The following is a 12,269-nucleotide window of genomic DNA, read 5'->3' as shown; positions in this document are numbered from 1 at the left end:
GTGGCGCTATATAGGCCCCCAACTCTCAAACTGTCAACGCCTAGATCAATAAAAATCCAGTTTTCTTTTCCACAGGGATAAAGACTGAAATTTACCTCTTCTTAGGCAGGATAGGCACTCGATTCTGCGTTGGGTGGGCAGAACTGAGCCGTCACCCGATTACCGGTGGCTTTATATGGTTGGCAGAGGATCGCATCTGTCTGCTAGCTTAGGCGGACTACTCACTGCACACATCTATATAAAGGACTGCCTCATGTCCGAATTCACGCCAGTTATCGCATTGCATGGCGGCGCAGGTGTCATCATCAAGTCCAAGATGACACCGGAACGCGAAGCTGCCTTTCACACCAGCCTTAAAGCGTGCCTTCAAACGGGTCTCGACGTCTTTCAGAAAGACGGAACAGCGCTCGATGCCGTAACAGCGGCGGTCATGGCGCTTGAAGATGATCCTCTATTCAACGCCGGACGGGGTGCTGTGTTTACCTCGGATGCGACTCACGAGATGGACGCAGCCATTATGGATGGCACGACACGCAACTGCGGTGCGATTTCCGGCATCTGCGGGCCACGGCATCCGATTCTTGCAGCCCGCGCGGTCATGGAGAAGACTGAACACGTCTTTCTCGCGGGCGAAGGCGCAAAGCAATTCTGCGAAACAGCCGATCTTGAAATGATGTCACCGGACTGGTTTTCGACCGAACCACGTCTGGCTGCGCTTAAAGCTGTCATGGACCGACGAAACCAGAGGCTGTCTGGTGACGACGATCCCGCCCGCAAGCACGGAACCGTCGGAGCTGTCGCACGCGACCGCCAAGGCCACCTGGCGGCGGCCACATCGACGGGCGGCATGACCGCCAAAACACCAGGACGCGTCGGGGACAGCCCAGTCATTGGTGCCGGAACCTGGGCTGACGATGCGACAGCGGCCATATCGGCAACAGGACATGGCGAATATTTCATTCGCTGGGCGGTGGGGCATGAGATTGACGCGCGCATGCGCTGGGCCGGTCAGGCTCTGCAGCAAGCTGCGGGCGATGTTATGCGGGAACTGGGGACAATCGGTGGCGAAGGTGGGCTGATTGCCGTGGATCGCAAAGGCAATATCAGCCTGCCTATGAACAGCGAAGGCATGTATCGCGCCTGGTGCGGAGCGGACGGCGTCATTCACACTGCTATATATAAGGAAGAACGGTACAATAGCGCCATATGATGCGAGCGGATTCTCCTTGGAACCCGAACGACGGGATATTTCACCCTGTCTTGTTCAGTGAAGAGCAAAATCCTACTCCGTTGTTCCCGAAGCGCGCAATTCATTATACTTTCGTCTGCATCCCGCCGAAGCGCTTGCACCGAGTCTCCTTCTAACGGCTCGGAGCCAAGCCTGTAGATGCAGAAAATCGCCATGCCCAAAAGCGCCTCTCCGCTCAAATCCTTTCAGTCCCGGACTTTCCGCTCTCTCTGGTCGGCAACTCTGGTATCGAACCTGGGAGGACTGATCGAAGGTGTCGCCGCCGGTTGGTTGATGACCAGCCTGACCACCTCTCACGGGATGGTGGCGCTCGTTCAGGCGTCCATGACCTTGCCGGTGATGATCTTTTCGCTCGCTGCAGGGGCATTGGCTGACAATTACGACCGCCGACGCATCATGCTGATCGCACAGATGATGATGCTGTGCTTTTCCGCAATGCTGGCATTGTTCTCTTATTCCAATTTGTTGACGCCCTGGCTGCTGCTCAGCCTCACATTTCTGATCGGATGCGGCGGCGCGCTCTATAATCCATCCTGGCAGGCATCGATGGGCGACATCGTTCCCCGTGAACATCTGCCGGGAGCGGTCGCGCTCAACAGCATGAGCTACAATCTCATGCGCAGCATCGGCCCGGCCATTGGCGGTATCATCGTTGCGACGGCTGGCGCAGCCTTTGCCTTTCTCTTTAACGTGTTCTGCTATTTCGCCCTGATCTTCGCGCTTTTCCGCTGGAAGAAAGTGACGCCGCGCAATCCGCTGCCGCGCGAATCCTTCGGCAGCGCCATGTCAGCGGGCTTTCGTTATGTGACCATGTCACCCAATCTGTTGAAGGTGATGGTGCGTTCATTCGCTTTCGGCTTCAGCGCCGTGGTGATTCTGGCGCTCCTGCCGCTCGTTGCGCGTGATCAGGTGCAGGGCACTGCCATCACCTATGGCATTATGCTCGGCTTTTTCGGCTTCGGCGCGATCTGCGGTGCGCTGCTGATCGGGCGGGTACGCGATATTCTCAGCAATGAATGGGTAATCCGCGGCGCGTTCTTCGCGCTCGCTGTCAGCTGTTTCTTCCTCGCCATGAGCAACCGGGTCTGGTTGAGCTGCCTTCTACTGATGCCAGCCGGCATGGCATGGGTGCAGGCTTTCTCACTGTTCAATGTGACTGTCCAGCTTTCAACCCCGCGCTGGGTCGTTGGCCGCGCCTTGTCGCTATACCAGACGGCGACCTTCGGCGGCATGGCCCTGGGAAGCTGGGTCTGGGGTGAACTGGCCGATCTGCAAAGCGTATCGGGCGCGCTGTTTATCGCAAGCGCCGTACTGATTGTCGGCGGGCTGCTCGGCTTTATCCTGCGTCAGCCCAATTTCGAATCATTGAATCTCGATCCGACCAACGCATTCAGCGAACCGCAATTGCAGCTCGACCTGCGCGCACGCAGCGGCCCCATCATGGTGATGGTCGATTATTTCATCGACCAGAAAGACGTGCCGGAGTTCCTTGCCACAATGGCGCTGCGGCGGCGCACCAGAATTCGTGACGGCGCCAAGCAGTGGGTATTGCTGCGCGATCTGGAGAACCCGCGCATCTGGACGGAAAGCTACCACGTGCCGACCTGGATTGAGTATATTCGCCACAGTCAGCGACTGACCCATGCGGATGCCGAGGTCGCAAAGCACCTTGATGAATTGCATCGCGGCGACGGCCCTCCCCGTATTCACCACATGATCGAACGGCAGACTGTCCCTACGCATGATGATATGCCCTTGAAGCCCTATCTTGATGCAACCTGACAAAGCATAACCGCAAACAAAAAGCCGCCCGATTGGGCGGCTTTTTTAATGCAATGCCACAAGGAAGCGATCATTCGCCCCACGGACCGTGGAAATCGCCATCCTTGTCGATGCGCTTGAAACCATGCGAACCGAAGAAATCGCGCTGACCCTGAATGAGATTGGCCGTACCCAGCGACTGCGTGTAGCTGTCGAAATAGTTGAGCGCCGATGCAAGTGCGGGAACCGGCAAGCCAGCAATCGCAGCCTTGGAAACGATGTTCCGCAAGCCCTTGGATGCCTTTTGCATGCGCCCGACAAAAGCCGGGGCCAGTAGCAGGTTGCGGCTTTCATTGCCTTCAAAGGCTTGGGCGATATCATCCAGCAGTTCCGAACGGATGATGCAGCCAGCGCGCCAGATGCGGGCCGTCGTGGCCAGCGGAATGTTCCAGCCATGCTCTTTCGAGGCCGCTTCCATCACGGCAAAACCCTGCGCATAGGCCGCGATCTTGCCAGCAAGCAGTGCCTGCTCCAGATCGGCAAGGAACTTGGTGTGATCAGCAACATCAAGCGTGCGTGGCGCAGGCTTATAGATGCTTGCCGCTTCTTCACGCTCTATCTTGAGCGACGAAAGCGAACGCGCCGCAACCGCAGCTTCGATTGCCGTTGCGGGAACGCCCAGCATCTGCGCTTCGATGGCGGCCCAGCGTCCGGTGCCCTTCTGCCCGGCTTCGTCGAGGATCATATCGACCATCGCCTTGCCGCTTTCCGGATCGGTGGTCTTCAAAACCTTGGCGGTGATCTCGATCAGATAGGAATCGAGCGGACCGGAATTCCATTTTTCGAACACATCGCCAATGGCCGGAGCCGACAGGCTGAGACCGTCACGCAGGATGCCGTAGATTTCGGCGATCATCTGCATGTCGGCATATTCGATGCCATTATGGATCGTCTTGACGAAATGGCCCGCGCCGTCGGGACCGACCAGCGCGCAGCACGGCTCGCCCTTATATTTCGCGGCGGCAGCCAGAAGGATCGGCGCGATGCGCTCATAGGCTTCCGGCGTTCCGCCCACCATCATCGACGGGCCATGGCGTGCGCCTTCAGCGCCGCCGGAAACGCCCATACCAACGAAGGTCGGATCGTTCGGGCCGAGAGCTTTGAGGCGGCGGACCGTGTCGCGATAATCGGAATTGCCCGCGTCGATCATGATATCGCCCTTCTCGAGAAGGGCCTTGAGGCGGGTCGTTTCAGCGTCGACAGGCGCGCCTGCCTTGATGAGGAAGATGAACGGGCGCGGCTTGCGCGTATTTTCCGCCAGTTCTTCGAAGGTGGCGCAAGGGATGATCTTGTCGCGCAGCGGACCAGCTTTATCGAGGAAAGCTTTCAGCACGGGCTCGTCACGATCATAGACAGCAACCGTGTAGCCTTTCTCGGCTATATTCAGCGCCAGGTTGGAACCCATCACGCCAAGACCGACCATTCCGATATCTGCTTTTTCCATTTTAGGCCCTTCAGAAATGCAACCAGCTGGCCTGTCGCGTGGCAATAGGGAGGCATCCACTGCAAACAGGCTGGAACCCGGCATATTTGGTTGTCGCGGCATTTCGACGACAACGGCTGATAATCTGTATCGTATTCCTTGATGATCTAGGGCAAATGACACAAAGTTGATAGACCCCGGCACCGGAAAAAATCCTTGTTCACCGCCGGTTGCCAACGCCGCCGTGCTGCTGCAACAGTGGATCGAAACGAGAATTGCGGGCTGACCGCTTCTATCGGCGGTAGCGAACTTTCATCATGAGAATCAAATTGGGTATCGGTTCCAAACTTCTTCTGTCGAGCCTTGTCAGCCTGATCGGCTTGCTGGTCATGGCCGCCGTGACGGTGCATGCGCTGCGCGAACAGATGATCGATGACCGTGTCACCATGGTTCGCAACCTGACCGAAATCGGCCGCAAGATCATTCAGGAAGAATATGATCGCTTCCAAAGCGGCGAGATCAGCGAAGCTGCGGCCAAGCACAATGCCGTCGAAACGCTGCGCAAGCTGCGTTATGCCAATGACGAGTATTTCTTCATCGACGATTTCGACGGCAATTCCGTGCTTTTGCCGATCCGCCCCGATCTTGAAGGCACCGACGCGTCCACACTGGTCGATTCCGAAGGCCGCCATTATGTGCAGATGCAGATCGACACCGCCAAGTCCGGCGGCGGCGTGGTGCGTTATGAATTCACCAAGCCAAATACGAATGTGAGCGGCGAGAAAATGGCCTATGTCATGCCGTTCGAACCGTGGCGGTGGTTTATCGCGACCGGCATCTATCTGGAAGATGTGGACAGTGAAACCAAGGCGGTGCTTCTGCGCGCTGGCGGCATTCTCGCGACCATCGCCGTTGTCACCACGGCGCTTCTGATTCTCCTGTCGCGCAGCATCACGCGACCGCTCGGGCGACTGACAGCGGTAATCGGACAGCTGACCCGCCGCAAATATGATCTGACGGTCAAGGATCAGGACCGGCGCGACGAGATTGGCGATATTGCGCGCGCCGTGGAGATTTTCAAGAAAACCGGCCAGGAGTTCGAGATTCTGCAAGCGAAGATGCGCGAGCAGGAAGCCAAAGCGCAAGCCGAACGCGAAGCCGCACTTGCCTTCGAGCGCGACAGCGCTCTGCGTCTCGAACAGACGGCGAGGCTGATTTCGATGGGTGAAATGGCCGTCAGCCTTGCCCATGAGCTGAACCAGCCGCTGGCGGCGGTCAGCAATTATTGCATGGGGTCGGTGCGGCGGCTGGAGGCTGGCACCGATGACCGAGCAGCACTGCTCGACGCCATGAAGAAAGCGTCGCGGCAGGCAAGCCGCGCATCCGGCATCGTGTCGCGTATCCGCGATTTTCTGCGTCGCAGCGAACCGACCCCGCAACCGCAAATATTGCGGGAGATTGTCGAGGAGACCGCATCCATCGCCGAGATCGAATCGCGCAGGCGTGGTTTCAAGATCAAGGTCGACATTGCGAAAGACCTGCCCACTGTGCTGGCTGACCGCGTGATGATCGAGCAGGTTGTGTTCAATCTTTTGCGAAATGCCATTGAGGCCACCTCTGCCGTGCCAGCGCCACGACGCGATATCGTCGTGTCGGCCAGAATCAGCCCCGACGGGCAGGAAGTGGAAACAACCGTGCAGGACTTCGGGCAAGGCATTGCGGAAGACGAGCTGGGTAAAATATTCGACCCTTTCTATACGACCAAGGCCGAAGGCATGGGCGTGGGGCTCAATATCTGTCGCTCGATCATGGAGTTTCATCGTGGAAGGCTCTGGGCGGAGCCAAATCAAGGCCAAACTCATGGCCAGACTCAAGGCCAAATTCAGGGGATGTCCTTTCATTTCACGCTGCCTGTAAGCGGCGCTCGTCAGGAAAATGCAGCATGAGTGAAGCGGTCTATGTCATCGATGACGATGAGGCCTTTCGGGATTCGCTCGTCTGGCTGCTGGAATCGAGCCAATACACCGTACGCGCTTTCGATTCGGCGGAAGCTTTTCTGGAGGTCGCATCACCAGACATGTCCGGCTGCGTGATCGCAGATGTGCGCATGTCGGGCATAACCGGCCTTGAACTGCACCGTCGCCTGCAGGCGCTTGGCGTCGATCTGCCGACCATCATCGTCACCGGCCATGGCGACGTGCCCATGGCCGTCACAGCCTTTCGCGACGGCGTGGTGGATTTCATCGAAAAGCCGCTCGACGATCAATATGTGCTGGAGCGAATCGAGTTCTGTCTCGCCAAGGCGCGCGATAATGCACGGATGCGCCAGCAGGCGGATGATTTTGCCCGGCGTTATGAAAGCCTGACGCAGCGCGAAAAAGAAGTGCTGGAATATATTGTGGCAGGAAAGCTCAACAAACAGATCGCTGATCTGATGGATATCAGCATCAAGACGGTTGAGGTGCATCGCAGCCGCGTGATGGAAAAGATGCAGGTGGCGAATGTGGCGGAACTGGTTCGCCAGAAATTATCATTCAGCGAAAGCGCTAAAAAGAAGCCGGCGTGAGCCGGCTTCTTCAATTTTGCTGATGGAGATCAGTCGTCGAGTTGCTGGCCGCTTCTGTCCGTCGTGCAGGCCACCGCGATCAACGAGATGACGCCACACGCCGCGATGAACACAGCAATCGGCAGATAGCTGCCATTATACTTGGCCAAAAGCGCAGTTGCGATCAGCGGCAGCGGACCGCCGACAATAGCTGCGCCCACCTGATAGCCAAGCGAGACGCCGGTATAGCGAACATCTGCCGGGAAGCTTTCAGCGAAGAACGTGCCAAGCACAGAACCATAGGTCGACCAGATGATGGCGAAGCCGATCACGACGGCGAGCGTCGCCACGAGCCACGAACCCTGATTGAGCAGCCAGAAGTAAGGCACGGTATAGATGACCATCGCGACTGTGCCGAGCAGGAAGACCTTCTTGCGACCGATACGGTCGGACAGGCTGCCGAAATAGAGCATGACCGGAACAGCGATCAATGCGGCGATCAGCACCGAATTGAGAGCGTGAACGCGCTCGAAACCCAGTCCCACGAGATAGGAAACCGTGAAGGTTGCGAACAGGAAGAAGGTCGAGGTTTCGATGAACTTCGCACCGATGACGATGAGAACTGCGCGCCAATGCTTGGTCAGCGTTTCGAACAGCGGCACTTTCTTCGCGGTATTGGCCGCAGCCACGCGCTTGAAAGACGGGGTTTCATCAACGGTGTTGCGGATCCACATACCGATGGCGACCAGCACGATGGACAGCACGAACGGAATGCGCCAGCCATAAGACAGGAACGCTTCTTCGGTGAAGCCGAGAGCAAGTCCAGATGTCACCAGATTGCCGAGCGCAAGACCGAACAATGCGCCTGTTTGCGGCACTGCGCCATAAAAGCCGCGCCGGTTACGCGGGGAATATTCCACCGCCAGAAGCACGCCGCCGCCCCATTCGCCGCCAAGGGCGAGGCCCTGCAACAGACGCAACAGCGTCAGGATGATCGGCGCCCACACGCCGATGGTGGCGTAGGTCGGCATCAGGCCGATCAACACCGTCGATACGCCCATGATGGAAAGGGTGATGACCAGCGTCTTCTTACGGCCGATACGGTCGCCGATATGGCTGAACAGAATGCCGCCGATGGGGCGGATCAAAAAGGCCAGCGCGAAAGAGGCAAGCGCCAGAAGCTGGCTGGTGACCGGGTCGTCTGACGGAAAGAACAGCTTTCCGAACACGATGGCCGACATGGTGCCATAAAGGAAGTAGTCATACCATTCGATGGTGCTGCCAACCGCGCTGCCAATCAGCGCGCGACGGCGGTCGCCATCGGTAATCAAAGTGTCTTTTTCTACGCGTGCAGAAGCCGCGCCCTCCAAGACGGTCATAGCATTTCCTCCTGAGTGGGCCGCTTACGCGGCCTTGTTTTTAAGAATGTCGAGCGCGACGTCGATGATCATGTCTTCCTGACCGCCGACCATGCGGCGCTTGCCAAGTTCGATGAGGATTTCGCGTGTATCGACGCCATAGAGTTTCGAGGCGTTTTCCGCATGACGCAGGAAGCTCGAATAGACGCCCGCATAGCCAAGCGAGAGGCTTTCACGGTCCACACGCACCGGACGGTCCTGCAACGGACGCACCAGATCATCGGCAGCATCCATCAGGCCATAGAGGTCGCAACCCGTATCGATGCCCTTGCGGTTGAGCACGGCGATCAGACCTTCAAGCGGCGCATTGCCAGCCCCTGCCCCCATGCCTGCCAGCGATGCATCAACGCGCACAGCGCCTGCTTCGATACCGGCAACGGCATTGGCAACGCCGAGCGTCAGATTGTGGTGGGTGTGAACGCCGATTTCAGTTTCAGGCCGCAGCGCATCGCGCAGCGCCTTCACGCGAAGCGTATATTGCTCGGGCAACAGCGCGCCTGCCGAATCGGTGACATAGACGCATTCCGCGCCATAGCTTTCCATCAGCTTCGCCTGTTCGACAAGCTTTTCCGGCTCGGCCATATGCGACATCATCAGGAAGCCGATCGTGTCCATGCCCAATTCACGCGCAGCCTCGATATGCTGGCGCGACACGTCGGCCTCGGTGCAATGGGTTGCAACGCGAACCGAACGCGCACCGGCACCATAGGCTGCCTTCAGATCATGCACCGTGCCAATGCCCGGAATGAGCAACACGGTGACGCGGGCATACTCGCAGGCATCGGCAACTGCGCCGATCCATTCGACATCGTCATGCAGGCCAAAACCGTAATTGAAGGTCGAACCGGCAAGGCCGTCACCATGAGTGATTTCAATCGCGTCGACCTTGGCTGCATCCAGCGCCTTCGCAATCGCGACGACATCCTTGAGCGTGTATTGGTGGCGGATCGAATGCATGCCGTCGCGCAGCGTGACATCCTGCACATAGAGCTTATCGGGATTGGAGCGGGCCATTATGCAGCCTCCTTGGCAAGCGCTTTTGCTGCCCAATGATCGGCGGTGACCAATGCAGCGGATGTCATGATGTCGAGATTGCCGGCATAGGCAGGCAGATAATGTGCAGCGCCTTCCACCTCGAGCAGGATGGTCGTCTTCAGACCCGATACGAGCCCGATGCCCGGCACGCGAACCGGCGCATTGTCGCCGATGACTTCGAACTGCACTTTCTGCTTCAGGCGATAGCCCGGCACATAGGCCTGAACCGTCTTGACCATTTCGGCAATTGAAGCCTCGATGGCTTCACGGCTGCCGCCTTGCGACAGAACAAAAACCGTATCGCGCATGATGAGCGGCGGTTCGGCAGGGTTGAGAATGATCAGCGCCTTGCCGCGTTCGGCGCCGCCCAGATCACGGATCGCCTTCGACGTGGTTTCGGTGAATTCATCGATATTCGCGCGGGTGCCGGGACCAGCCGAACGCGACGAGATCGAAGCGACGATTTCGCCATAGACCACGCGGTCGGTGGCGCGCTTGACGGCATAGACCATCGGGATCGTCGCCTGGCCGCCGCATGTGACCATGTTGACGTTCGGCTCGTCGATATTGGCATCGCCATTGATGGCGGGAATCGTGAAGGGGCCGATGGCGGCAGGCGTCAGGTCGATGACCTTCTTGCCGTCCTTCTGCAACAGCGCGTCATTATGCAGATGCGCCTTGGCCGAGGTTGCATCAAACACGATATCGATATCGCGATATTCTGGCATACGCATCAGGCCGTCGATGCCTTCATGGGTGACCGGCACGCCGAGCCGTGCAGCGCGTGCCAGACCATCCGAATTCGGATCGATACCGACCATTGCGCCCATCTCGATATTCTTCGACGTGCGCATCACCTTGATCATCAAATCCGTGCCAATATTGCCGGAACCGATGATCGCGCATTTCTTCTTGGACATAGTGGGTCCTTTCTGATCTTCCTCAGGTCGCCGCACCAGACGCCAAATGGGGAGGCTTGACCGGCGCGGATACGCGCACTGCACGCCTTGAAGCGGTGGTGTGGTGAGTCAGCTTGAAAGGACGCTGGACGGGGTGGGTCGTGGCTGAACGGATGCCAGAACCTGGCCCATCAGTTCGCACGTATCGCTCCTCCGGCAAATCCTCCCCATTTGCTTGACAGGGGGATAATAGGACGGAGGATGCGGTCTAGATATTGGGGTTAACCCCTACCAATTTTCGGCTTATGTATTGCCGGAATGGCGGTTGCGCCACAAATCGGCGGCCTTCTGGCGGAACGCATTATAGCTGTCATTATCAGCGGCAGAAGCCGTCATCATGGCCATAGCCGCAGTTGCAATGACCGTGCCTTCGGCGCGCTTGTCCACCGCCGCACCTGTCCACACGCCGTGCCAATATTCAAACGAACTGAGGCTTGAATGCTTGTCACTGCTTTCCTTGGAAAGCGTTGGCAGTTGCAATGCGCTCGATTGCCCCTGCACGTAACGATATATGGTGTGCTTGCGATGCGGAACGAGTTCCGCCACATCGCGGCTGGTCGAGACGACCGAAACCGACTGCATGTCGAGCAGCCCAGCCGCATCGCGGTGCAGCTCGCGATAGGCTGGCTGGGAAACGCCAAGAAACGACGATTTGAGCCTCAGCGGGTTCAAGAGGTGCACAAGACTGTTCACCGATGAACGGGATTCGAACAGCGGATAAAGCGCCAGCAGCGCCTGCACTTGCGGTGCAAAACCGGCCATCGGCATGAAGCATATACCATGTGCTCTCAGCGCGCCTTCCGCCATTTCATGCGATGTGGCAATGGGCAGATTGATCGCTTCCGCCGCAATCTCCAACTTGCCTGCCAATTCACCCACACCACAACTGCCATGCATGAGCACCGGATAACCGGCGCGCGCGACAAGCAATGCAGCCAGCATGAACCATGGCGACTGCGCGGAATTCGGAGACAGATAGGCAGGCCAGTCAAGTGCTGGCGTGTTGATGCTGGCATCGGAAGCGTAGAACTTGCCCGACGCCAGCGCCATGCCTGCAAGCTCCGGCGCGGTCAGTCCGCGGTAATGGATCAAGCGCAGAAGCGCGCTGATCTGCATCGGGTCAGCTTCACCAGCAAATATCGTCGTGAAGGCATCTTCGGCCTCGTGCGTTTCCAGCGGGCGGGTGTGCCCCACCTTGCGTCCAACGACGGCAATATACTTGGCAAGTCGCCGTGTCGGATCGTTTTCGCTCTGGATATCGGCAAACTGAGCGGCGGTATATTCCGCCGACGGATGGTTCTCCAAGTCCGTCACCTTGCGGATGGTCAATGGCGGCGGCGGCGCGATGGCGCTGCGGTTCCACCCGTGGTGGCCGGTGCAGGCCGACACATGCGCGTTTTCAGAACCGGGCTTCATCAAGGCGTCCGCTTCATTGGCCAGACGGCGCAAGCGCCCGCGCAGAGCTTCAGCCTTCGGCGTGGCGATCATGGCGCGACCGGAGCGGACAAAGATCGGATCGTCGAAATGTTCGCGAATCTGTCCAAGCAGGCGACTCATGGCGGGAATACTCAATCCCATCTGCTTGGCCGCGCCGCCGACGCTGCCTTCCACAAGAAGCGCATCAAGCGCAATCAGCAGTCGCAATTGGCCAAGACGGAGATTTGCACCGTCATTTTCGGCCTTTTCTGCTGGTTTTGCACTCATGGTCCGCTTGTCCGTCATATTCGATGTCTGCCTCGCCAGTTGCGTTTTCTGAAACTTGGAATTCTTCTAAAACATGAAGATTGACGTCATCTTATTGACATACATAAGGAGAGTA

The 12,269-nt window shown here is 58.0% G+C and carries 9 protein-coding genes; 4 read left to right on the top strand and 5 right to left on the bottom strand.

The window, feature by feature from the left end:
* Positions 1-253 precede the first annotated feature (253 nt).
* Together FHW03_RS23945 and FHW03_RS23940 are read left to right on the top strand one after the other, a co-directional pair.
* Entirely contained in the window at positions 254-1,210 is a 957-nt protein-coding gene (locus FHW03_RS23945; protein ID WP_182522939.1) for an isoaspartyl peptidase/L-asparaginase, read from the top strand.
* 192 nt (positions 1,211-1,402) lie between these two features.
* The gene (locus FHW03_RS23940) at positions 1,403-3,031 is read left to right on the top strand and encodes an MFS transporter (RefSeq protein ID WP_182522943.1); all 1,629 of its coding nucleotides are present in this window, start codon (positions 1,403-1,405) and stop codon (positions 3,029-3,031) included.
* Between the two features lie 70 nt (positions 3,032-3,101).
* Here the strand turns inward: FHW03_RS23940 and gndA are convergent, their stop codons facing one another.
* Complete coding sequence (gene gndA / locus FHW03_RS23935) at positions 3,102-4,514, bottom strand: NADP-dependent phosphogluconate dehydrogenase (protein ID WP_182522938.1); 1,413 nt, start codon at positions 4,512-4,514, stop codon at positions 3,102-3,104.
* A 296-nt stretch (positions 4,515-4,810) separates the two neighbouring features.
* On the opposite strand from gndA, the gene FHW03_RS23930 reads away from it, so the two are divergent.
* Both FHW03_RS23930 and FHW03_RS23925 read left to right on the top strand, forming a co-directional pair.
* Positions 4,811-6,439: a cache domain-containing protein gene (locus FHW03_RS23930; protein ID WP_182522937.1), complete on the top strand. Its 1,629-nt coding sequence runs from the start codon at positions 4,811-4,813 to the stop codon at positions 6,437-6,439.
* Entirely contained in the window at positions 6,436-7,059 is a 624-nt protein-coding gene (locus FHW03_RS23925; RefSeq protein ID WP_182522936.1) for a response regulator, read from the top strand. The genes FHW03_RS23930 and FHW03_RS23925 overlap by 4 nt, the downstream gene beginning before the upstream one ends.
* A 29-nt stretch (positions 7,060-7,088) precedes the next feature.
* Here FHW03_RS23925 and FHW03_RS23920 read toward each other — a convergent pair whose 3' ends face one another.
* The 4 genes from FHW03_RS23920 to FHW03_RS23905 all read right to left on the bottom strand — a co-directional run bounded on the left by FHW03_RS23920 (position 7,089) and on the right by FHW03_RS23905 (position 12,154).
* Positions 7,089-8,417 carry an MFS transporter gene (locus tag FHW03_RS23920; protein ID WP_182522935.1) on the bottom strand — a complete coding sequence of 443 codons (1,329 nt, stop codon included), beginning with the start codon at positions 8,415-8,417 and terminating at the stop codon, positions 7,089-7,091.
* A 24-nt stretch (positions 8,418-8,441) separates the two neighbouring features.
* A complete protein-coding gene (gene dmpG, locus FHW03_RS23915; RefSeq protein WP_182522934.1) occupies positions 8,442-9,470 on the bottom strand; it encodes a 4-hydroxy-2-oxovalerate aldolase in 1,029 nt (342 codons plus the stop codon).
* The gene (locus tag FHW03_RS23910) at positions 9,470-10,411 is read right to left on the bottom strand and encodes an acetaldehyde dehydrogenase (acetylating) (RefSeq protein WP_113534992.1); all 942 of its coding nucleotides are present in this window, start codon (positions 10,409-10,411) and stop codon (positions 9,470-9,472) included. Before FHW03_RS23910 ends, dmpG begins: the two co-directional genes overlap by 1 nt.
* Before the next feature lie 282 nt (positions 10,412-10,693).
* Complete coding sequence (locus FHW03_RS23905) at positions 10,694-12,154, bottom strand: glycosyl transferase family protein (RefSeq protein ID WP_377515623.1); 1,461 nt, start codon at positions 12,152-12,154, stop codon at positions 10,694-10,696.
* Between the last annotated feature and the right edge of the window lie 115 nt (positions 12,155-12,269).

The organism is Ochrobactrum sp. RH2CCR150 (genome assembly GCA_014138095.1).
GTDB classification, from domain to species: domain Bacteria; phylum Pseudomonadota; class Alphaproteobacteria; order Rhizobiales; family Rhizobiaceae; genus Brucella; species Brucella gambitense.
The sequence above is the reverse complement of the archived record's forward strand: the minus strand, read 5'-3'. Positions and strand labels throughout refer to the sequence as shown.